Annotated in this window: 16 protein-coding genes and 3 pseudogenes; 13 read left to right on the forward strand and 6 right to left on the reverse strand. The window is 42.9% G+C overall.

The window, feature by feature from the left end; all coding sequences use genetic code 11:
• Nucleotides 1–27: 27 nt before the first annotated feature.
• Nucleotides 28–258, forward strand: a pseudogene (locus tag AB9N12_RS02480) (hypothetical protein); the annotation flags it as partial.
• 115 nt (nucleotides 259–373) lie between these two features.
• Here the strand turns inward: AB9N12_RS02480 and AB9N12_RS02485 are convergent.
• Nucleotides 374–1,579 carry a hypothetical protein gene (locus tag AB9N12_RS02485; RefSeq protein WP_369889401.1) on the reverse strand — a complete coding sequence of 402 codons (1,206 nt, stop codon included), beginning with the start codon at nucleotides 1,577–1,579 and terminating at the stop codon, nucleotides 374–376.
• On the reverse strand, nucleotides 1,576–2,910 hold the full coding sequence (locus tag AB9N12_RS02490) for a DUF4270 family protein (RefSeq protein ID WP_369889403.1): 1,335 nt from the start codon (nucleotides 2,908–2,910) through the stop codon (nucleotides 1,576–1,578). Before AB9N12_RS02490 ends, AB9N12_RS02485 begins: the two co-directional genes overlap by 4 nt.
• A 197-nt stretch (nucleotides 2,911–3,107) precedes the next feature.
• Between AB9N12_RS02490 and AB9N12_RS02495 the strand changes: the two genes are divergently transcribed.
• From AB9N12_RS02495 to AB9N12_RS02505, 3 genes are all read left to right on the forward strand, one after another.
• Entirely contained in the window at nucleotides 3,108–4,196 is a 1,089-nt protein-coding gene (locus AB9N12_RS02495; protein ID WP_369889405.1) for a Kelch repeat-containing protein, read from the forward strand.
• A complete protein-coding gene (locus tag AB9N12_RS02500; protein ID WP_369889407.1) occupies nucleotides 4,189–4,515 on the forward strand; it encodes a DUF4907 domain-containing protein in 327 nt (108 codons plus the stop codon). The genes AB9N12_RS02495 and AB9N12_RS02500 overlap by 8 nt, the downstream gene beginning before the upstream one ends.
• 121 nt (nucleotides 4,516–4,636) lie before the next feature.
• Nucleotides 4,637–5,821 carry an aminopeptidase C gene (locus AB9N12_RS02505; RefSeq protein WP_369889409.1) on the forward strand — a complete coding sequence of 395 codons (1,185 nt, stop codon included), beginning with the start codon at nucleotides 4,637–4,639 and terminating at the stop codon, nucleotides 5,819–5,821.
• A 31-nt stretch (nucleotides 5,822–5,852) separates the two neighbouring features.
• Here AB9N12_RS02505 and AB9N12_RS02510 read toward each other — a convergent pair whose 3' ends face one another.
• From AB9N12_RS02510 to AB9N12_RS02520, 3 genes are all read right to left on the reverse strand, one after another.
• Nucleotides 5,853–6,584 (reverse strand): LytR/AlgR family response regulator transcription factor, encoded by a 732-nt coding sequence (locus AB9N12_RS02510; RefSeq protein ID WP_369889411.1) that lies wholly within the window; start codon nucleotides 6,582–6,584, stop codon nucleotides 5,853–5,855.
• Nucleotides 6,584–7,798 (reverse strand): sensor histidine kinase, encoded by a 1,215-nt coding sequence (locus AB9N12_RS02515; RefSeq protein WP_369889413.1) that lies wholly within the window; start codon nucleotides 7,796–7,798, stop codon nucleotides 6,584–6,586. The genes AB9N12_RS02510 and AB9N12_RS02515 overlap by 1 nt, the downstream gene beginning before the upstream one ends.
• A 303-nt stretch (nucleotides 7,799–8,101) precedes the next feature.
• A complete protein-coding gene (locus AB9N12_RS02520; protein WP_369889415.1) occupies nucleotides 8,102–8,260 on the reverse strand; it encodes a hypothetical protein in 159 nt (52 codons plus the stop codon).
• Nucleotides 8,261–8,847: 587 nt separating this feature from the next.
• Between AB9N12_RS02520 and AB9N12_RS02525 the strand changes: the two are divergent.
• Together AB9N12_RS02525 and AB9N12_RS02530 are read left to right on the forward strand one after the other, a co-directional pair.
• Nucleotides 8,848–9,144 (forward strand): annotated as a pseudogene (locus AB9N12_RS02525) (hypothetical protein); the annotation flags it as partial.
• A 121-nt stretch (nucleotides 9,145–9,265) separates the two neighbouring features.
• Nucleotides 9,266–11,140 (forward strand): alpha-L-fucosidase, encoded by a 1,875-nt coding sequence (locus AB9N12_RS02530; RefSeq protein ID WP_369889417.1) that lies wholly within the window; start codon nucleotides 9,266–9,268, stop codon nucleotides 11,138–11,140.
• Nucleotides 11,141–11,156: 16 nt separating this feature from the next.
• On the opposite strand, the pseudogene AB9N12_RS02535 reads toward AB9N12_RS02530, so the two are convergent.
• Nucleotides 11,157–11,440 (reverse strand): annotated as a pseudogene (locus AB9N12_RS02535) (transposase); the annotation flags it as partial.
• A gap of 769 nt (nucleotides 11,441–12,209) precedes the next feature.
• Here AB9N12_RS02535 and AB9N12_RS02540 point away from each other — a divergent pair.
• The 7 genes from AB9N12_RS02540 (at nucleotide 12,210) to AB9N12_RS02570 (ending at nucleotide 22,452) form a co-directional block, all read left to right on the forward strand.
• On the forward strand, nucleotides 12,210–12,332 hold the full coding sequence (locus AB9N12_RS02540; protein ID WP_369889419.1) for a hypothetical protein: 123 nt from the start codon (nucleotides 12,210–12,212) through the stop codon (nucleotides 12,330–12,332).
• A 23-nt stretch (nucleotides 12,333–12,355) separates the two neighbouring features.
• Complete coding sequence (locus AB9N12_RS02545; RefSeq protein ID WP_369889421.1) at nucleotides 12,356–13,480, forward strand: glycoside hydrolase family 105 protein; 1,125 nt, start codon at nucleotides 12,356–12,358, stop codon at nucleotides 13,478–13,480.
• Between the two features lie 18 nt (nucleotides 13,481–13,498).
• Nucleotides 13,499–15,442, forward strand: a complete 1,944-nt coding sequence (locus AB9N12_RS02550; RefSeq protein WP_369889423.1) for a glycoside hydrolase family 97 protein — start codon at nucleotides 13,499–13,501, stop codon at nucleotides 15,440–15,442.
• 17 nt (nucleotides 15,443–15,459) lie between these two features.
• Nucleotides 15,460–15,612 carry a hypothetical protein gene (locus AB9N12_RS02555; protein WP_369889425.1) on the forward strand — a complete coding sequence of 51 codons (153 nt, stop codon included), beginning with the start codon at nucleotides 15,460–15,462 and terminating at the stop codon, nucleotides 15,610–15,612.
• 306 nt (nucleotides 15,613–15,918) lie between these two features.
• Nucleotides 15,919–17,862 (forward strand): hypothetical protein, encoded by a 1,944-nt coding sequence (locus AB9N12_RS02560; protein ID WP_369889427.1) that lies wholly within the window; start codon nucleotides 15,919–15,921, stop codon nucleotides 17,860–17,862.
• A 116-nt stretch (nucleotides 17,863–17,978) separates the two neighbouring features.
• Nucleotides 17,979–18,191 (forward strand): hypothetical protein, encoded by a 213-nt coding sequence (locus tag AB9N12_RS02565; protein WP_369889428.1) that lies wholly within the window; start codon nucleotides 17,979–17,981, stop codon nucleotides 18,189–18,191.
• A gap of 292 nt (nucleotides 18,192–18,483) precedes the next feature.
• The gene (locus tag AB9N12_RS02570) at nucleotides 18,484–22,452 is read left to right on the forward strand and encodes a response regulator (protein ID WP_369889430.1); all 3,969 of its coding nucleotides are present in this window, start codon (nucleotides 18,484–18,486) and stop codon (nucleotides 22,450–22,452) included.
• Nucleotides 22,453–22,530 lie beyond the last annotated feature (78 nt).

Consider the following 22,530-nt stretch of genomic DNA (forward strand, 5'->3'; position numbering starts at 1 on the left):
TACAGGTGAATATAAAGATGAAGACCGATTACTCCTAAAGAAGGCTTGCTCAATTCTGACGTAACTGAAAGTTCACTCTATGGAAATGAGCATAAGAAATTGAAAGAATATGCAGAAGATAACCTGAAACTGAAACAATTCCGCCGAAAAAACTTTAATGAACAAAAGAATGGAACCGCACCATTCGATCACACGAAACGTGTGTATGATGAGTTTATCAAAGAAGATTATGTAGTAGCATCTAAAGGCAATAAATGATAAAGAAGAAGGGTGTGTCAAAATTCCCTTTTTGAGGAAATCACCCCTGCTATAGCTATCTGTGGCAGGGGTAAATCTTTATATTTAGGCATATAACACACTCTTATACTATTATCTATTTTAATTTAGCTCTGTAAGTCTTTTCCGAGAAAGTGATATTCAGAAAGAAAGCCAGTTTCTGTCCTTGAAACCTCCCCGGACTTACCTTAATTTGATCTGTATATTTTACCCCTAACGAAAGCGTACTGCGGTTACGGTATTCAAAATTAATTCCGGTACTGAGATAATAATTAGTGGTCGTCTTTTTCTGAATAGAAATATACGAATTCCCTATTCCTGCCCCGAGCAACAGACGTACAGGTTTCCGATAGGGATTCCCTAATGTATAACTTCCCCCCAACATCAAACGGTGCTGGTTACGAAAACTAACACTAGAACGAGAAGACTCCAACCGACTCCAGTCAACAAACTTATAATCGGCGGAAGCCATCCAACGCAACGTATTATAAGATACCCCTACTCCGAAAAACTGCGGTAAGCAGGTATGATACTTCTTACCTTTTTCTGTAATACTCCCACTACTACTGCTACTACTTACCGAATGATCGTTGTCTTGAAGCAAATCCTGGGAATATCCATATACAGCACCCGCTACCAACGAACGGTCACGCTCTATCTCATAAATATACTGTAATCCGAAATCAGCATACACCGTATGTTTATACGAACTGTTTGTTTCCGTAGCACTTCCCTGACTCTCCGATTGCGTAACAGTACCGCCCACATAAGAAAAGTTAGCTCCCAGCGAAAGTCCTTTCCACAACTGATGAGCAACGCTGATTCCAACTTTGGATAATCCGCCTTCCCCTTGAAAAAGTGAAGTCACAGTCTCGCCATTCGTACCCGCCACATCCTGATCGAGCGATATGGCATACCCCACACTACAGACAGGAGCCATAAAAATAGCCCCATACCACCGGGGAACAATACGAAACCCGATACCCCAATTATTAAGATTGCCATTAAAAGAATGATTGTTTGCACCGGACTGTGAATACCTTTCATATGATCCGCTAACTCCCAAATCGAAGAAAAAATACTGCGGCATCAATCCTGTCAGAGAAGCCGGGTTCGCACTATTATAAACATTTTCTCCCCGCAATGCGATACCCACTCCCCCCATACCGGAATAAACTCCTCCTTCTCCGGTAGACAATTCACCCAGTCCGAACATAGAAGCCGGAGAGTTCGTCATGTTTTGAGCAGTAAGATTCAATAAGTTTACACCTAATATGAAGATAGATAAAACTTTTCTTTTCATTTCGTATATGTCTTGTAATAAATGGTGAGAGATACATTATTATGGTCATTCACGAGGTGTTTACTATCTCCGAAAACGACTCCCTGAACAGTGTTATAAAAATCATTGTCGGAGAGAAACAACTGTAATTTTTCGCGGCTCTGTCCTGCTGTCCCCAGGTTATTCCGAATGAACGAGGTAATATCAAATGAATAATGAGTATCCTCATAATAGACATTGTCTTCTACCAGATTTCCTGTTTGTACGGAATTTCCGGAAAGGTCCGTTATGACACTTTGGGTTGAATTGTTCTGGTCTGCCGTATAGAGAGTCAACGATTTCGGCAACGGATATTTCCCGTTATAAGTACCTTTTATAGGATAGAGTTTAAGTAACGCACTTTCAATGGAAACAAGTCTCCCTTTCTGGTTCAAATTATTCAGATATGGAAATTCGAAATTGATATACATGCCGGTCAATCCTTGCAGATATACCTGGTGCTCACTTTCGGAGGAAAAAAGATTATAATCAGTACCGGCTCTGAGAGATTCTATGGGAGTCCCGGTACGGTCGTGTTCCACCTTTGTATAATTCAATGAGCTGCTGGCCTTAAACACCAAAGTCTGTTCCGTAGGCTTCTCCTTGAGTTCGTGGTAATAAAGAGTCAGGCAAAGACTGGAATCATTTACCTGAAATCCGTTAATGCACGTCCCATTTTCATCGGGTATAAAAGCTATTCCTTTAAAAAAAGCGCGGAAACGCTCCTGCGATTCCATGCATGCTTCATCTTCCAACATCAGGTTAAACCATTTTCTCCCCCATTCGTCAGGCAGGCGTAATTCATGCATCTCGTTACGATGTCCGGGAGTAGGACGTATAGAAAGAACAGCAAGAAGATTATCCCGGTTATAATTAACATTGGTCTTATTAAAAAGGTAACCGTTATCTTCCAAAGAGATTCCTTGTGACAAACTAAACAACTCAATACGATGATAAACCAGTGTATCACCCAGATAATTCCCTGAAGAATACCATTTGAAAGTAATAGAGTCAAACTGATATTCAGTTGTTTCATTAAGAGAATGAGAAGGTACTTCATATTCCGCATAAAACGAAGTCTTAATTTCTCCATATAGATTGTCTTTATACCGCCCGATCTGGCAAACCGTATCTCCCGAGGTTGCCAGAGAGTCACTTAGCAAAGTACTTAACGTTACTGTACACGTATCTGTCACAGCATTCATAAAAGAACTATCCACCCATTTAGTCCCAATGGAAGAGGATTCATCCCTGCAAGAGAATAGGATACAAGACAACAGTAAAGAATAAAAAAGTGTAATAAATAGTCTCATAACGAATCTTATTTTTGAGTAACAAAGGAACCTCTTTAGGAAAATATCCCCAAAATTTATCGACTATTACCCGCTATTTATAGACTCACATTTTTTAGATAGAGGAAATAAAGCTGTTTGTCGATAACTTTTTTCTCCAAATGCATTGATAGCTACATTTGCGCCAAGTTTAAAATATAATAAAACGAATGGAAATAATGAAAAAACTACAACTATTATTAGTATCGGTAGCTATGCTATCAATTTTCTCATGTTCGGATGATGATGATGACACATTAGGAGTGTGGTATCGCCGTTCCGATTTCGACGGAAGGGCAAGAGAGGATGCTGCCGGATTTGTGATAGGTAACCGGGGATACTTATGCGGAGGATATCGGGGAAAAGAGCAACGGGAAAAAGACTGTTGGGAATATAATATTGACAATGACTGGTGGACACAATGTAGAGATATGCCCGACGATGCAGCAGCCCGGAATGGCGCTGCCGGATTCGCAGTAGGCTCGAAAGGATATGTGACCACCGGATACACCGTATATAAAGATAATGATCCGATGCATACCGGAGGATACGCATATCTAAAAGACACATGGGAATATGACCCGGCAACAAATGAATGGAGACAAATGGATGATTATCCCGGAGATGCACGAATGAATGCAATAGCCTTCACTATCGGCAACTATGGTTATGTGGGAACCGGACAATCCAAAGACGATAAACAGACAAAGGATTTTTATCGTTTCGACCCGACAGCCCCTTCCGGCAGCCAGTGGAGCATAGTAAACGGATTCGGCGGTCAGAAAAGAACCGGCGGCTTGTCCTTTATCATCGACAATGTAGCATACATCGTAGGAGGAACCAACAATGGTCAGAATGTTACCGACTTCTGGAAATTCGATCCCAGCAAGAGTGAAGAAAACAAATGGACCCGTCTCCGCGAAATCAAAGATGACAGCAGTGATGATTATGATGATGATTATAATTCAATCACCCGAACATACGGCTGCGCTTTTGTCATAGACGGCCAAGCTTATATCACTTTAGGGCAGACATCCGGTTCAAGCCTACGAAATAACTACTGGATATATGATCCCGACACAGATTTATGGCGTAGTAGTGACACGGAAGATGATTTTAACTATACCCCTTTCGAAGGAAGTGCACGTACAAAAGCGATTTGTTTCTCTACCGGCAAACGGGGTATTATAACTACCGGAGGAAGCAGTGGATACTATTATGACGACACTTGGGAATTACATCCGTATGAATGGGAAGAAGATGACTAAGAAAAACAGCATCCGACTCTTTATTGCAGGAATATTAACAGCTGCCATTTGCCTGGCGTTTTCCATAGCAGCCACCTCCGACACGCATTATTCGATCGAAATAATCAAAGTAAACGGAGGATACGGTTATCAAATATCCCACAACAACCATATCACTATATTCCAGCCTTTTATTCCCGCCATTTCGGGGAAAAAGCCTTTCATGGAAAAAGAGGATGCCCAAAAGGTAGGGCAATTAGTCATGAGACGCATGAAAACCGGAGAAAACTATACTGTTACCTGTCATGATTTAAAGAATCTCGGAATTAAAATAAAATAAATAATAGAATATACACTATTTTTTATTCTTTTTTTATGCAAATTGTATACAGGAATATGGAATTACCCCAAGGATTCTCTATCTTTGTAACCAAAACAAATTTAATATTAATGTCATAAGAATGAAAAAGAGTATCCTTATCGCTGTTCTAGGCTTATTCAGCCTAAGTACAATGGCACAAGACGCAAAACCCGAAAAGGGCTTCGTTTTCACGACAGTGAAAGAAAACCCTATTACTTCTATCAAGAACCAGAACCGTTCGAGTACGTGTTGGAGTTTCTCCACTCTCGGATTCGTAGAGTCGGAATTACTCCGTATGGGCAAAGGCGAATATGACCTGGCCGAAATGTTTGTAGTACACAAAACAATGCAGGATCGCGGAGTGAACTATGTACGCTACCACGGTGACAGCTCTTTCTCTCCGGGCGGAAGTTTCTATGATGTAATGTACTGTATCAAGAATTACGGTATCGTTCCGCAGGAAGTAATGCCGGGAATCATGTACGGCGATACTCTGCCGGTACACAACGAATTGGACGCTGTTGCTTCCGGCTACATTAATGCTATCGCCAAAGGTAAACTAAGTAAACTGACTCCGGTATGGAAGAATGGTCTGGCAGCCATTTACGACACATATCTAGGAAAATGTCCCGAAAACTTCACTTACAAAGGTAAGGAATATACTCCGAAGTCCTTTGCTGAATCATTGGAATTGAATCCTGACGATTACGTATCACTGACCTCTTATACGCATCATCCGTTCTATTCCCAATTCGCTATCGAAATTCAAGATAACTGGCGCAACGGTTTGTCTTACAACCTGCCAATCGATGAACTGATGGCTGTAATGGACAATGCAGTAAAGAAAGGTTATACTTTCGCATGGGGTAGCGACGTCAGCGAACAAGGATTTTCACGCGATGGTATCGCCGTTATGCCGGACGCTGCAAAAGAATCGGAACTGTCTGGTTCGGACATGGCTCGATGGACTGGTCTGACTGCCGCCGACAAGCGCAGAGAATTGTTCACCAAACCTTTCCCGGAAAAGGATATTACCCAGGAAATGCGTCAGGTTGCTTTCGACAATTGGGAAACAACAGATGACCACGGAATGATTATCTACGGTATCGCTAAAGACCAGAACGGAAAAGAATACTTCATGGTGAAGAACTCTTGGGGCAAATCCGGCAAATACAACGGTATCTGGTATGCTTCCAAAGCATTCGTAGCCTACAAGACTATGAATATTCTGGTACACAAAGATGCGCTTCCAAAGGAAATCGCCAAGAAGTTGGGTATCAAATAAATAATATCCTTATCAAGAAAGATACTGTTTCTTAAGAAAGGCGGCTCAGTTTTCCGATATATTCGGTGAATTTATCCTTATAATTATCACTGACAGGAATATAAGTATTCTTATCGAAGATAATACGGAGACGGGAAATTTCGGTAATCTTTCGAAGATTGACAATATAAGAACGGTGAACCCGCATGAAATGCGTGGGAAGCCGTTCTTCCATTTTCTGGAGGCTGGCAAGCGTGATAACCGCTCTCTCCTCTCCTTCTACAAAGATACGCACGTATTCACTCATACCTTCTATATAGCGGATATTGTTCACATCGATGCGGATTACCTTATAATCGCTCTTCACAAACAGCGAGTCCCCTTTTATCTGCGAAACGTTCCCCAATTCTCCCTGCTGTTCCAGTAACCGGTATTCAAACTGTTTGCGGGCTTTGTCCGCCGCCTTCAGCAAATCCTGAAACTCGAACGGTTTCAACAGATAATCCACGGCATCCAGTTTAAAGCCGTCTACCGCATATTCCGAATAGGCAGTAGTGAAAATAACCAATGGCGGACTAATCAGCGACCGTACAAAGTCCAGTCCGTTCAAATCGGGCATATGGATATCCACGAATATCAGGTCTACTTCTTCTTCCGCCAATACCTTCATTGCTTCGAAAGCATCCTGGCAGGATTTCACTAAAGACAAAAAGGGGACACGGGATATATAATCCGAGATTTGTGCCAATGCCAATGGTTCGTCATCTATTGCTAAACATTTCATTATAATAAAGGTATAATAAGTAACACATCAAAAGTTTGCTTTTCGTCCGTAATGGAAAGTGTATAATCATTGCCGAACAGTAGCCGCAGACGCTTCCGGATGTTCTCGAGCCCGATACCGTGATGCTGTTCATCCGACGAGCCGTTGTTACTGTTCGTGCAACGGAAAGACAGCCGGTTTTCTTCTTCCCACTGTACAAGGACACGAATGAAAGACTCATTCCGGTAACTGACACCATGCTTGAAGGCATTCTCTACAAAAGAGATAAAGAGCAAAGGGGGAATCTCTACTTCGGGCACTTCGGCAGGGAAGTTCATCTTGATAAAAACGTTGTTGGTATAGCGCAGACTCATCAAGCCGACATAGTTTTCGAGAAACTGCACCTCACGTGAAAGCAGGGTGGTTTTATTGCTCGCTTCATACAGCACATAGCGCATCAATTTAGAGAGTTCGACAATCGTGTTTTTCGCTTTCCCCGTATCAATGTCCACCAATGCATGAATATTATTGAGCGTATTCATGAAAAAATGAGGGTTGATTTGATATTTGAGGTACTGCAATTCGGACTGCAAACGCTGATGTTCGAGCTCTTTCAGCATCTCTTCATCGCGGAAAGACTTAAAGAAAAGTTTGATGGCAATATTGAAACCTACCATCAGAAAAGCAATGGCGAAATGAATGAGGTGATGAATACCCAAGGGGGGATAAAGAAGAGGTTCCCGTTTGAGAAAAACGTTGTAACTGCCTTTAGAGCTTTCCATTTCCATAGGTAGCTTTTCACGCTCAGCCTCGTTCCAAGATGTCTCTCCCTCCTCCCTACTCTGCTCCCTCATCTTAATAATCCGATCCCTTAAGATTTCTTTCACGTCATGATGCAAGCTCTCATGCTTGAAGTCTTTCGTAAAGCGTTCCATAGAAGGGGGCGGAACGCACCAGCAGGCAACAATTATCAACAAAAACAATGCAACAAAATACTGCCCGTATTTTTTCTTAAAAAGGAAATAAGGAACCAGTCCGTAATTGTTCAACAAAAAGAGCATGAAGAAAGGAAAGATCCCCAACCATGAGTCGCGAATAATCATGCGGATTTCTTCTCTTTCAAGTCCGCCACTCACAGCAAAGTATCCACCTACCAAAGGAAGAAGGTATATTACAACCCAAATGGCTCCATAAATGCCCTGCTCCAGCAATTGTTGTTTATGCAGTCTCCTCATGCTTCATTGATTCAAATTAGCAGGACAAAGGTAGGACTGGCACTCCTTTATCCCAAATAGAATCGACCAAAGGACAGATTTCAACGGTAAACTGCCTTTTATACTCCCATCCGCCGGGGATGCCGCCATACTGACTTACAGATGTTTTTATCCATATTCTCACATGGAAACCAGAACAGTCACACCAAAGTTAATTTCAATGCCGGGTGGATTTAGCTTATTTCTGCACGGTTTCATTCAAAATATTGTGCGGAAATGAATTAAAGATTCAACAATCTGCATCCAAAAACGGCCAAAACCCTCTTATTGAATTTTCATGCTATAATCCGCTTTCAGCCGTTTCAGTTTTATCCGCAAACGCTTTGCCAGAAGGAGATAGCGGCTGAACCCGGAAAATATCATACCTTGCAGGAAGGTACTGTAGGCAAGGGGGAGTGCTTTCAGCGCTTTCAGCTTTTTCAAGTTTGTCGGTAGAGCTATATATAGATTTACCACGTGGGCTGAACAAAACAGAGCCTGTATTAGGATAAAATAGAGCCTGTATTTAGGTAAAACAGAGGCTCTGTTACAATAAAATGCAGGCTTCGTTTGGTTAACAACAGAACCTTTATTGAAAGTAAATATGGCAAAAAGGAGCTGGAGTTATACACTTTCGCTTTCAGGAGTGCCTTCAGGCCCAAACGCCGATGAACAGGGACTTTGGTGAAGAACTGAAGGCTGAAGGCGGTTTTTCTATTTGAATAGTTAGTAGGAGATTTGAGCAAATCCGGTACATCATTCTACTTACTTTACTACCGGTTTGAACAAGTGCACCCACACATAGTTGCATTCCTACTGCACGGCATTGAAAATTGTACAGGAACCTAAGTTTACGTCAGTTCGATTTCAGTTACTCAAAGTTATATCGAACTGACGTTAAATAACTTTTAAGATTTAGACTTGATTATGGAACGACTGCGTTATGCAGCCGTTTTCTTTTTTTTACCCTACCTGCCATCATTTATCTATATATTACGTATCTTTACCCTCGAAAAGAAACGGCCGATAAAATGAAAAAACATATCGTACTTATTGCAATCCTATTTTATACAGCCTTTGCACAGGCACAAGAAGTTTTCATAAATGCAGATTTTATCAGCAGTTATATCTGGCGTGGCATAGACAGCGGCAATACAAGCGTGCAATCCTCACTCGAACTTAACCGGAAAGGACTGACCGTCTATGCATGGGGTTCTACCGAATTTCGTAAAAAGAACAATGAGATAGACCTTTCATTGGAGTATGAATATAAAAATCAGACTCTTTATGCCAATAACTATTTTACGCAGACTGAAGATGAGCCTTTCTCTTTGCCCGTATTCGGAAAGCAGACAGCCAATCCTTACGAGGAACAGGTTTATTCTGTATCTGGAATTACACTCTAGCAAATTAATTTATCTGTTTAATAATTTATTAATTATCACCCCCATGAAAAAACACTCTCTTATTTTCTGTACAGGAGTTCTTCTACTAAGCGCCTGCCAACCGGTAAAAGCACCGGAAGCTATCTTGCCCATCCCCGAAGCTAAACAGGTAGAGTGGCAAAAGATGGAAACCTACGCTTTTGTACACTTCGGACTTAACACATTCAACGACCGCGAATGGGGATACGGAGATTCCGACCCCAAGACATTCAACCCCGTCAAACTGGATTGCGAGCAATGGGTACAAACCTTTGTGAAATCCGGAATGAAAGGAGTCATCCTGACAGCCAAACATCACGATGGCTTCTGCCTCTGGCCTACCCGACTGACAGAGTATTGCATTCGCAACACTCCGTATAAAGACGGAAAAGGGGACATCGTCCGTGAGTTGTCGGATGCCTGCAAAAAGTACGGCATTAAATTCGCTGTTTACCTGTCTCCGTGGGACAGGCATCAGGCCAATTATGGTTCTCCCGAATACGTAGACTACTTCTACAAACAACTCAATGAACTACTGACCAACTACGGTGACGTTTTTGAAATCTGGTTCGATGGTGCTAATGGCGGTGACGGCTGGTATGGAGGTGCAAAAGACAGTCGTACTATCGACCGTAAAACTTATTATAACTATCCGCGAGCTTACCAGATGATCGATGAGTTACAACCGCAAGCTGTCATCTTCTCCGATGGTGGTCCGGGCTGTCGCTGGGTAGGCAATGAGAAAGGATTTGCCGGAGCGACCAACTGGTCTTTCCTTCGTACCGGAGAGGTGTATCCGGGTTATCCCAACTATCGTGAATTGCAATACGGTCATGCCGACGGCAACCAGTGGGTAGCTGCCGAATGTGACGTCTCTATCCGCCCGGGATGGTTCTATCACCCCGAAGAAGACGAACGTGTGAAAACGGTGGACGAACTGACCGACTTGTATTACCGGAGCGTAGGACACAACGCAACATTATTACTGAACTTCCCTGTGAACCGTGACGGATTGATTCATCCGACAGACTCTGCCAATGCCGTTAATTTCTACAAGAACGTACAGCAACAACTATCACACAACTTACTGTCCGGACTTTCTCCTAAAGCATCGGACGAACGCGGCGGTGCTTTCTCCGCAAAAGCTGTTACAGATAATGATTACGACACCTATTGGTCTACTAACGACGGAGTAACATCCGCCACTATCGAATTCGACTTGCCCCAACCGGAGAAAATCAACCGTATGATGCTACAGGAATACATACCTCTCGGACAGCGTGTCAAATCATTCGTAGTAGAATACAACCAAGAAGGTGAATGGCTGCCCGTGAAACTCAATGAAGAAACAACGACTGTTGGTTATAAACGCCTTCTCCGTTTCAAAACCATCACGGCCGATAAGATTCGTGTCCGTTTCACGGATTCACGTGCTTGTCTCTGCATCAATAACATGGAAGCATTTTATGCTGGGGAAACTTCCGAGATATACACCGCCAAAGCGGAAGAGCTGAAGAGTTTCCCATTCACCCTTAGCGGAGTGGGTACGGAAGAAGCACAGAAATGCATGGATAAGAATGACCAAACGACCTGTTTCATCAATGGAAATACAGTATTGATTGACCTGGGGGAAGAACGTACGATTACTTCATTCCATTACCTTCCCGACCAAAGCGAATATAATAAAGGTGTCATCGCTGCCTATGAAATATCTGTTGGAACGGATAGCAATGCAGTCAATCAGGTAGTGGCGAAAGACGAATTTTCGAACATCCGAAACAATCCAATACTACAATCCGTTTACTTCACTCCCATTAAGACACGGTACATACAGCTGAAAGCTACACGGATGTTGAAGGACGGAGAGTCAATGGGATTTGCCGAAATAGGTATTCAATAAAGAAAAAGAATCCGATTTTTGAGTGTTCTATCTGTGCGATGTTCTTCAATTCATCATTGACAGTCTCGATTAGTACTCTTTTTCTTAACAGGATCCTGTCGGCTATGCTCATCAGCGAGTTCCTCATGTTGTTCTTTACCTTGGCGACAAGCTGTATACCATTAAGCAAAAGGTTCTCAAACAAGGTCTGCCCGATAGATCCTTGCCGGCACATAATTATCCTTTTATGTCGTCTAAAAAACGACCTTGTTTCAATGGTTCACGGTCATCTACATTCCCCGAAGTGAACATGAGATTTAGAGTCACAGTAGATTTTTAGTGAGGATTATTTGGTTCAGTAGAAAATCAGTGGTGATAAAGGTGATAAATTTTATATCAATCAGAAAAATCGGAGGAGAGTTTGAAAGTTTGAGTCATCTGTTTCAAGAGAGCTTGCATCCCTGAAGTTCGTCTCCATACGGTAAGGCACAAAATAATATGTATATGAACTTGTTCGACCCTCTACTGAAGCAGTCCGAATCATGTACTTGAGTTGCCTAAGTCTCCTACATCATTTCATTGAGTGTAGTACTTGTTGCAGGTAACTCTCCTACTTGTTACAGAAGGATTGCCTGCCAACTATAAAAATGGAAAAACTGCTTTCAGCCGCTATCACCTTCCAGCAAAGAGTTTGCAGACAATACTGAAACGGCTGAAACCGGATTATGCAATGAAAGTTCAATAAGATGTATTATCGGGTCTATATGAAATGTTATAATTAGACACTATAAGTTTAATACTTTTATCGCTATGTCCCTAATTTTCAGAAATATATTTATCCACTTATATTCACGTCAACATAACAACATACAGAAATAGCAAGAATAGAGCTAAGAACCGATACTGCCAATTTATATTCATTCTTGCCAAACTTGTTTTCCAACAGATTATTGGTACATTAAAATAGAAGAAAATACAGAGCATTACTTACTTTTGTGGAACAAACCACCGAAGATAAACAAAAAAATCGACACGGAATTAAGTATAAAGAAAGAATTAATTAGTCCCAATATCAATAAGAAAACAAGTAATGAATAAGAAATTATTAGTCAGTACAGTCTTACTGCTTGCTTTGGTCGACAAGCAATTAAACGCTATTAATCCGATAAAAGCAGACGAAGGAAAAGTAGATTTACTCAACAAAATTAAATAAAGAAAAGAAAGGAGAAAAGCATTATGTATAAATGGCTTATTATACTACTGACAACCATTGGCTTGCCTTTGACAGCATCTGTTGGTCGAGGCTTTGACAAATGGCCGAAAGGTGCCTCCCCCCGAGAGGTAGGATCACAAGTGAGCAAACGTTTTGTTGAAGTTCCTCATCCGAACTTCAACGGAAATCCGGCACCTCCGGGAGAAATCACCTATCCGGAAACCTGTGCTTGGCTGGGTGCGCTACGCTATGCAGGTGTAACCGCCGACACCCTTTTATTACGTCAACTCGAAGAGCGATTCCTACCCATATTCGGTCCCGAGCGTCGTTTACAACCTCTGCCTGACCATGTAGACCATACAGTGTTTGGAACCATTCCTTTGCAACTTTATGCACAGACACATAAAGAAATCTATCGTTGGATGGGATTATGGTATGCCGATGAACAATGGACCATGCCCCATAACACCCGCCACCGCAACGAATACCAGGCATTGCTCGATCAAGGACTCTCGTGGCAGACCCGTTTTTGGATTGACGATATGTTCATGATTTCAGCTATTCAATCGCAAGCATACCTTATCACCCACGATCGCAAATACATTGACCGAGCAGCAACAGAGATGGTGGTTTATCTCGACAAGATACAACGTCCGAACGGGCTCTTTCATCACGCAGAAGATGTCCCCTTCTTTTGGGGACGTGGAAATGGATGGATGGCTGCCGGCATGACTGAGCTATTGAGTTTACTTCCGGTCGACAATCCCAACCGTCCACGCATTCTCGATTCTTATCGTTTAATGATGAGCACATTACTGCAATACCAAAAGGCAGACGGTTTGTGGGGACAACTGATTGACGATCCGACAACATGGACCGAGACTTCTGGTTCCGCCATGTTCACATACGCCATGATTAAAGGGGTGAAACAAGGTTGGCTCGATGCTAAAACCTATACACCAGTGGTACGTAAAGCATGGATTGCACTAGTGAAGCACATAGATGCAAACGGTGATTTAGACGGAGTGTGCGAAGGAACCAACAAGACCAATGACCGCCAATTCTATCTGAACCGAAAGACATTGTTGGGAAATATGCATGGACAAGCCCCTGTCCTCTGGTGTGTCACAGCATTTTTAGAACCATAACGAAATACTCAATTATACATGAACAGATTGACTATCATTTTGCTGGCTGTGTATGCATTGGCATACAACCACACGGCTTATGCCAAAAACATTCGTGTTTCCTCACCCGATGGGACACTAAAAGTAAACATTGAACTAACCGACCACATTGCTTACTCGGTATCGGCCGATGAACAAGTACTACTAGAACGTTGCTCACTCTCACTCTCGCTGGGCAATGAAGTGCTTGGCGTAAATCCTCGCCTGCGTAGTACCAAACGTGGCACGATTGATGAAACTGTGAACCGTGAAATTCCTTTAAAGAACGCTCAAGTACGCAACCATTGTAATACATTATTGCTGACAATGGCTGGTGACTATGCCGTAGAGTTTCGTGTGTTCAATAACGGAATGGCTTACCGTTTCATCACTTCCCGCAAAGGAGAAATAGATGTAACAGACGAGGCATTTGCCATCCATTTTCCCAACAGTTACACTGCACACGTTTCACAATCGAATGGTTTCAAGACTTCATATGAGTATCCCTACACCCATTTGAAGACCGACAGATACCGTCCTGAAGACCGTATGACTTACCTGCCCGTGTTGTTAGAGACTGACAAAAAATACAAAATCTTAATTTCTGAAGCCGATTTGTACGACTATCCCTGTATGTTCTTACGTGGAACGGGAGACAACGGCATGAAATCTCTTTTCCCCCGTTGTCCATTGGAGTTTGGCGATGATGGCGACCGTAGCGTCAAGATCCTGAAAGAGGCCGACTACATTGCTCATACTGCCGGACAACGCTCTTTTCCTTGGCGTTTCTTTGTCATTTCGCGCGAGGACAAAGAACTTGTAGAAAATGAAATGGTCTACAACTTATCCGCTCCTTGCGAGATCGAAGACTGTAGTTGGATAAAGCCTGGACAAGTAAGCTGGGAATGGTGGCACGACGCCCGTCTTTATGGAGTAGACTTCCGGTCGGGTTACAATATGGATTCTTATAAATACTATATAGACTTCGCCTCTACTTTTGGCATTCCTTACATTATCATGGATGAAGGTTGGGCAAAAAGCACTCGCGATCCCTTTACTCCCAATCCCACCATTGATCTCAAGAAACTCATTCAATATGGACAGGAACGCAACGTTAAAGTAATACTATGGCTCACCTGGCTCACAGTAGAAAATAACTTCAGTCTTTTCCGCACCTTTGCCGAATGGGGAGTGGCTGGTGTGAAGATCGACTTCATGGACCGCAGCGACCAATGGATGGTCAACTACTACGAACGCGTAGCACGCGAAGCTGCCAAGTACCATTTATTTGTTGATTTTCACGGAGCCTTTAAACCTGCCGGGCTGGAACGCCGCTTCCCCAATGTATTATCATATGAAGGAGTGCTGGGAATGGAACAAGGAGGCAACTGCAAACCTGCCAATAGCATCTACCTGCCCTTTATACGCAATGCTGTAGGTCCGATGGATTTCACTCCCGGTTCTATGCTCTCTGCACAACCTGAAGACAATCGTTCAACCCGTGCCAATGCAATGGGGTCCGGAACTCGTGCCTATCAAATGGCATTGTTCGTGATGTTCGAAAGTGGATTGCAGATGTTGGCCGACAATCCTGTATATTACTATCGTGAACGTCCTTGCACAGAATTCATCTCCAGTGTACCTGTCGTTTGGGACGAGACACGGGTGCTTGATGCAAAAGTCGGAGAATACGTAGTAACAGCACGCCGCAGTGGTAATCGTTGGTTTATCGGTGCCATTACCAACAACAACGGACGTGAATTGGAAATCGATCTCAGCTTTTTGCCCGACGGACAGACACGGCACCTCATTTACTTCGAGGACGGCATCAATGCCGACCGACAGGCAATGGACTACAAAAAACGTGAAAAAGACGTCCGCAGCAGCGACAAGCTGAAACTAAAGCTAGTACGCAACGGAGGATGGGCAGGTATCATTCAATAAAAACAGGTACGAGAGATATGAGACTGATTAACGGCATGATGATGTCACGCAAAACATACGTGAACGACTCCATGCTATTGGGACTCAATTATATCATAAATCGGCATACAATGGTCTCGAGTCTTGGCACGACGACCCTATTTGGACAGTCTTCGACTATCACCGAGTAACGACCGACAGCATCAGAGGGCGTACGCCGCATGACACTCGCGCCACCGAACTGTATCACACACCCGTAAGCGGACATTTTGCAATTTTGACACTTGTCCGCTTCCTTACCTGCTGTGATTCCATCGTCTGCCTTAGACCTACCGAATGCCTTCAGGCAAGATACTTTGGACAGAATTAGCAGAACAATACCACTGCCTGAAGATTTCGAACGCCCTGCACATTGGCTACACTACTACAAATGTATTCCATTTCCTTACGATTGGAACAGATATTACGATTAATCCTATAAATTCTTTAGAACAACAATGAAACAACTAATTTGTATACTCCTGTTAGTGTGTGGATGGAGAATCGCTTTGCCCCTTCAAGCCCAAAAACACGATGAGTATTGGAGCACTCCGCGCGGTACTTACGAAGAACGCCGAGCACAATTCCTGAACTATTATTCGGAAAATGGAAACGGACATCCGCTTTACAGTGTTTTCCGACAAGCAGCCCGGGCTGCTTCGGGTCGTCCATTAGAAATGAACAAGATGGAAGAAGTCTTTTCAGTCATCAAGTCCAACCGTGATTGCAATGACTTCACACTGAACTGTCTGATTCGCATGGTCTACCTGGATAAAAAACAACCTTTCTTTCCGGAAGAAATGAAAAGGAAAATAGAAGACTGCATCCTCGACTTTAAGTATTGGTGGGACGATGCACGCCGTGATACGACTTACCGTTGCTACCACACCGAAAATCATCAAGCACTCTATCATACGGCAGAGCTGCTGGCGGGACAGCTCTATAAAAAGACCCGGTTTGCCGATGGCAACAACGGCCGATGGCACATTGCTCATGCAAAAAAACGCCTCGAACGCTGGCTCGACTTCCGTTTCCGTTTTGGTTTTAGCGAATGGATGTCCACTTACTACGAAGTGGAAGTCCTTCTACTGACCAACCTGTATGACTATGCCGAAGACGCTACGTTGCGTGAAAAGGCACGTATAGTGCTCGACCTGTTGATGTTCGATGTAGCACTCAATAATTACAAAGGTTTTATGGGATCATCAAGCGGACGTGCTTACGCTCATTCACTTATCATGGGAGCTCACCATACGTCACCGCTCACCAAACTCGTCTTCGGAGTAGGAACATACGAAAGGGATGAAGTGATTGCCCCTGTAGCACTTGCCACCAGTGCCTATCGTTGTCCTGAACTAATTACCCGCATTGCTGTAGATTATCGCACTCCTTATGTCAACCGACAACGCATCAGCATCAATGCCGAAGACGCTGCCGACTATGGTCTTGATTTAACTGACGAAATAGATTGTCACCTTTTTTGGGGAATGCAGGAATTTATTCATCCCACAACCATCCGTATGTCGAAACAACTTTCCGAGAAATACGATGTATGGCCTTACCGCAACTACGACAATTATATCCGCCGCTACGATGACGAAACAGCCCGTTACGGTCATCCCGTCAGTCTACGCCTTGACCGTTTTGCCCTTTCTGAAGCCAACGTGATGACCCTTCGCACACCTCACTACATGCTAAGCAGTGTCATGGACTACCGCAAAGGTGCCCCCGGCTACCAGCAACATGTTTGGCAGGCCACTCTAGGCAACCGAGCATTGGTTTATACCAATCATCCGGGAGGTAAGAACTTACGTTGGTCACCTAACTATTGGAGCGGCAATGAGATTTTACCTCGTGCCGCACAGAGTGGTTCGGTGGTCGTATGCATCTATAACATTCCCGAATCTCAACGTAACGACTACACACATGCCTATTTCCCCCTCAACGAATTCGATGAGACCCACCGTTCCGGTCACTGGATATTTGCCCGTAAAGGAGATGGTTACATAGCCCTCTATTCAGCCAACGACACCCGCCTGAAGGCCGACGATCGTGGTGAAGTGTGCGACCTCTTTGCTCCAGGCAGACAAAACATTTGGATTTGCGAAATGGGAGAAAAAAGCACTTATGGCAGCTTTGCCCGTTTTGTGGAAAAGATATCGGTAGCTTCAGTCCGCACCGATGGTACGGAAGTAACCTACAACTCCCCTTCCGAAGGCACCATCTCCTACGGATGGAATGTCCCTTGGATGGTAACTGGAAAAGAAATGCCCCTACGCTGGAATTACCGCTACGACAATCCTTACTGTCACGCCCCGTTCGACTGTACTCGCATCGAAATCACGCATGACAATGAACAGTTAATACTCGATTGGAAGAAATTCAAACCCTGTAAACGATGAAAAAAGACTCTTGACAACCGTCGTAAGGGAAGTTATCCTGTAGACAGCCACACTTGCCCAATAAAAAGACTGGGTCAGTCTGCAACACTATGCATTTGAGTAAGCGGGTTGTACTTATGAGCAATTCCATAACTGAAGGATGGGGCAACCCCCATCCGGATTTCTTCACAGACAAAGGATACATACGATTAGGTATCAGCAAACAAACCTCTTCACAATTCTTAGTTCGTTTCCGCTCAGGCGGCATCAAAGTAATTCTGACTACCACGTTACCAACCGCTTCTTTCGGCAGAAGAGTTTACATTCTGCTCTATTTCCTTGATTATTGATTGCGGAACAAAGGATGAGAGACTAATGCAGATGCACGTTCCACACGAATTTATCCTGCGCCCAAGCAAACACATGTAAGCAATTGTCCTTTGTCTATTTCTCGTCTATTCATATAGAATTTTTTTCTATCTTACCCTTCCTTTTCTAGATTATAAACTTACCTTTGCAGCACTATAATAATTAAACTTTCTTATTGATGCTATGGATATCTTAAAACGAGTATTAGGAATCTGCAACATGTTGCTTTATACAGTAACTATTTACAGTTACAATCTCAAACAAATCTCGAATTTGGATGGATTATCCAATAGTGCTATCCTCTCCCTTTACCAAGATCGCACAGGCATCATGTGGTTTGGAACTTACGATGGGCTTAACCTTTATGACGGAGTGAGTGTCACACCATTCTCAATACCCAATCAGCAATATCTTTCGGGCAACATTATCAAATATATGCTTGAAACAGATGACGATATGTGGGTGCTGACAAACTACGGAGTTAACAGAGTTGACAAACAAAGCCGTAGTATTGTAAGCTATCCACTTTCGAAAGGAGGGCTCAAAATCAGACAAAGTAAACAAGGAGATGTATTTGTACTCTTCAACAACTATAAGCTCCATTATCAACGCCACAAATCAGATAGTTTGGTGGAACTCACAGGATATACACCCGATTGGATGTACGTGCAAGACATATATATAGATAATAACCACCTACTGACCTTCTCACGAGATGGAATAATTAGTTATCCGCTCCAAACCCATGACGACAAGCACTACTCGCTCGGTGCACCGCAAACAATTGATTCGTTGTATATTCAATATACACACAAAGACTGGGAAGATACGTATGTAATCAGTTTTGCAGGTGATTTGTACCGTTACGACATAGACTCCAATCATAAAATTCCGATTGCTAATATCAAAGAAGAAATAACACAACGAGGTGCTATTTCCAGCATCGTACAACTTGGAGGCTGTTACTTTATTTCATTTCTTAACAATGGGGTAATCAAACTCTCACCACAGAATAACGGGAAAGAATATCATAAAGAAGACCTCGGCATCCGTTCGGGCATCTTTTGCCTACTCAAAGACCGCTTTCAAGATATATTATGGATAGGTACAGACGGACAAGGAGTGTATCTTTATTCCGAAGAGCCTTACTCTGTGCGGTCAGTCACCTACCAAGATTTGAACATGAAGATAGGCAAACCAGTACGTTCTCTCTTCCTCGACCATGACCAAACGCTTTGGCTGGGTATCAAAGGGGAAGGTCTCTTAAAAATTCCCCATTACGATGTGAACCGGAACACAACCGACTATCACACAGAACTGCTTACTACGGCCAACACGCCATTACTCAACAGTTCTGTGTTTGCATTTGCAAAGAGCCGGCGCCCTATTTTCTGGATAGGTACAGACGGAGGAATCAATTACTATTCGTATGCCGACAATCGCATACAATCTTTACAGGTCCCCCGCAAACTGTCTTACGTGCACGACCTATATGAAGAAAACGATTCTACCCTATGGATTGCTACAGCCGGTCCCGGTATTATCAAAGCATATATAGAAGGAACGAACGATGCGCCCCGAATAACCCATTTCACATCTTACACCATTGATGAAGGGCATCTTTCGTCCAACTATTTTTTTACTATCGGAACCGACCGTGACGGACATCCACTATTTGGTAACCGAGGGAATGGAGTATTCCGCATCGAAGGCAACCAATTGGTATCTGTGCCTTTGCGTAGTAGTTACGACAATCCCACAGTCAACGATATTTTTTCCATCGTGTCATCCGATAGCACGATCTGGCTGGGAAGCAGTTACGGATTAATAAAACAGACCACAGAATACGAAACCTGTTTCAATCGCGAAAACGGATTTGTCAATAGTGCCATCCATTCCATTGAGCCAGATACCCAGCAAAACCTTTGGATCGCAACAAACCGAGGACTGGTTTGTTTTCATACACCAACTAACAATTATCAAACTTACGATCTTAATAAAGGATTGAGAATCATTGAATTTAGTGATGGAGCATCGTTACGCACAGACCATGCACTATTCTTTGGAGGCATCAATGGATTTGCCATAGTGCAAGCCGATACAACTCGACTGGCACAAACAGAATACATGCCACCTATACGCTTTACCCGTCTTCAAATTTTAGGAAAGGAAGCCAACTTCCATGACCATACGAAACAAGAAAACGGGCAAACATTACTAACCCTCTCACATGATCAAGACTATTTTAACCTAGGATATGTAGTAGCCGACTACATCAATGCAAGTAACTACACGTATCTTTACAAACTTGAGAAAGAGTCACCATGGGTAGACAACGGGAAAAACCATTCAATCCAGTTTACTCGCCTTACACCAGGACAATACACCTTATACATAAAATATCGAAATCAAGTAACAGGTCGCGAAAGTGACACTTACACAATTCATATACACATCACTCCACCTTGGTACTGGAGTCTTCCGGCATTAGTAGCCTATTGGCTACTAACAATTGTTCTGATAATAGCAGCCGTATGGATATGGATTTGCAAGCGACAACATAAACAACAGGAAGCTATGAAAAAATTGGAACAGGAACATCGCGAAGAAGTGTACGAAGAGAAGCTACGTTTCTTTACCAACATCACTCACGAATTTTGTACACCGATAACTCTTATTTATGGTCCGTGCGAACGAATTTTAGGATATAAACACACCGATGACTTTATCCGTAAGTACATCCAGCTCATTAAATGGAACGCTGAACGAATCAATGCCCTTATTCAGGAAATGATAGACTTCCGACGGATTGAAACCGGTCATAAAGAACGAAAAGTACGTCCCGTACAAGTCAGTCAAGTATGTAGCGACATCACTGCATCATTCTTCCCCATCGCCGAACAAAACCGTATTCGTTTTACGAATGATATACAGCCCAATGTGGAGTGGAACACCGATAAAAGTTGTTTCACAAAAATACTCAGTAATCTGGTATCGAATGCTTTCAAATATACACCCATAGATGGTGAAATACGCATCACGCTCAAACTAAAAGATAACAACTTGTATCTTTCAGTCTATAACACAGGAAAAGGTATTCGCGAAGAAGATAAACAGCACATATTCAACCGCTACACGGTACTCGACAATGTAGAAGAGAATTTTGTAGGTGGACTTTCTTCACGCAACGGACTGGGAATGGCCATTTGTCACAGCATGACCAAGTTGCTTGAAGGTGATATCCGCATTGAAAGCGAGGCTGAAAAATATGCCCGCTTCATAGTGATCCTGCCTTCACTCACCGCCACCGTTCCAACAGTGTCTGAGGAGGAAACCGGATTTCGTTCCGATTCATTTTCTCCGATGAAGATAACCGATACACCGGTCGTTTCAGCTAAATCTGAAATAAATACAGAATCATCGAATGATAGTGCCAAATCCCGTGTACTGGTCATCGATGATAACGCTGACATATTGGAACTACTAAGCGACTCGCTTTCTGCACATTATCTGGTATTGACAGCCACCGATGCAGAAAAAGGGTTAGCGTTACTCAAACGAGAAACACCCGACCTTATTGTCACTGATATTATGATGCCTGGTATCGATGGCATTCAACTGACACGCCTCATCAAAGGGAATAAACATACAATGCACATTCCGCTCATTATTCTCTCAGCACGCAATACCAGTGACGAGCAGGTGAAAGGATTGGATTCGGGAGCCGATGCTTACATTGGTAAACCATTCAACATCGACTATCTGCGAGCCACTGTTGACCGACTGATAGAAAACAAAAACAGAATGCGAGAATATTATAACTCTTCGGCTTGCGCCTTCGACTACTCTAACGGTCAGTTGATGGAAAAGGAAGACAAGGATTTCCTAAACTCCGTAACTGAATTTATCGACAAAAACATCGAAAACGCAGAACTCTCGCCCGAAGACTTAGCCACCTATTTGCAGATGAGTGTGCGTGCACTCTACCGTAAATTGAAAGACCTTAACCAACTTCCACCCAAAGATTTCATCAAAAGACACAAGATTATTTTTTCCGCTAAACTACTACGCACTACCACGTTAACCATTCAGGAAGTCATCTATAGTAGCGGATTCAATAACCGTGCACATTTCTATAAAGAATTTGCCAAATACTACCAAACAACTCCCAAAGAATATCGCAATAACAATAAACAGAAAGATGAGTTGGATACAACAAAAATGAGAAAAAGGAGTAAGTAACATTTATCGAACAAACAGTAAAGACAATAACCTACTGTAAAGGCTCACACTGCACAGTAAAATACTTAAATTTACAAG

This window comes from Bacteroides sp. AN502(2024) (assembly GCF_041227145.1).
Taxonomy (GTDB): domain Bacteria; phylum Bacteroidota; class Bacteroidia; order Bacteroidales; family Bacteroidaceae; genus Bacteroides.

What these genes read in the sequence shown, in the direction of transcription:
- AB9N12_RS02485 (WP_369889401.1), bottom strand. Translation starts at nt 1,579, where the DNA reads ATGAAAAGAAAAGTTTTATCTATCTTCATATTAGGTGTAAACTTATTG.
- AB9N12_RS02490 (WP_369889403.1), bottom strand. Translation starts at nt 2,910, where the DNA reads ATGAGACTATTTATTACACTTTTTTATTCTTTACTGTTGTCTTGTATC.
- AB9N12_RS02495 (WP_369889405.1), top strand. Translation starts at nt 3,108, where the DNA reads ATGAAAAAACTACAACTATTATTAGTATCGGTAGCTATGCTATCAATT.
- AB9N12_RS02500 (WP_369889407.1), top strand. Translation starts at nt 4,189, where the DNA reads ATGACTAAGAAAAACAGCATCCGACTCTTTATTGCAGGAATATTAACA.
- AB9N12_RS02505 (WP_369889409.1), top strand. Translation starts at nt 4,637, where the DNA reads ATGAAAAAGAGTATCCTTATCGCTGTTCTAGGCTTATTCAGCCTAAGT.
- AB9N12_RS02510 (WP_369889411.1), bottom strand. Translation starts at nt 6,584, where the DNA reads ATGAAATGTTTAGCAATAGATGACGAACCATTGGCATTGGCACAAATC.
- AB9N12_RS02515 (WP_369889413.1), bottom strand. Translation starts at nt 7,798, where the DNA reads ATGAGGAGACTGCATAAACAACAATTGCTGGAGCAGGGCATTTATGGA.
- AB9N12_RS02530 (WP_369889417.1), top strand. Translation starts at nt 9,266, where the DNA reads ATGAAAAAACACTCTCTTATTTTCTGTACAGGAGTTCTTCTACTAAGC.
- AB9N12_RS02540 (WP_369889419.1), top strand. Translation starts at nt 12,210, where the DNA reads ATGAATAAGAAATTATTAGTCAGTACAGTCTTACTGCTTGCTTTGGTC.
- AB9N12_RS02545 (WP_369889421.1), top strand. Translation starts at nt 12,356, where the DNA reads ATGTATAAATGGCTTATTATACTACTGACAACCATTGGCTTGCCTTTG.
- AB9N12_RS02550 (WP_369889423.1), top strand. Translation starts at nt 13,499, where the DNA reads ATGAACAGATTGACTATCATTTTGCTGGCTGTGTATGCATTGGCATAC.
- AB9N12_RS02555 (WP_369889425.1), top strand. Translation starts at nt 15,460, where the DNA reads ATGAGACTGATTAACGGCATGATGATGTCACGCAAAACATACGTGAAC.
- AB9N12_RS02560 (WP_369889427.1), top strand. Translation starts at nt 15,919, where the DNA reads ATGAAACAACTAATTTGTATACTCCTGTTAGTGTGTGGATGGAGAATC.
- AB9N12_RS02565 (WP_369889428.1), top strand. Translation starts at nt 17,979, where the DNA reads ATGAGCAATTCCATAACTGAAGGATGGGGCAACCCCCATCCGGATTTC.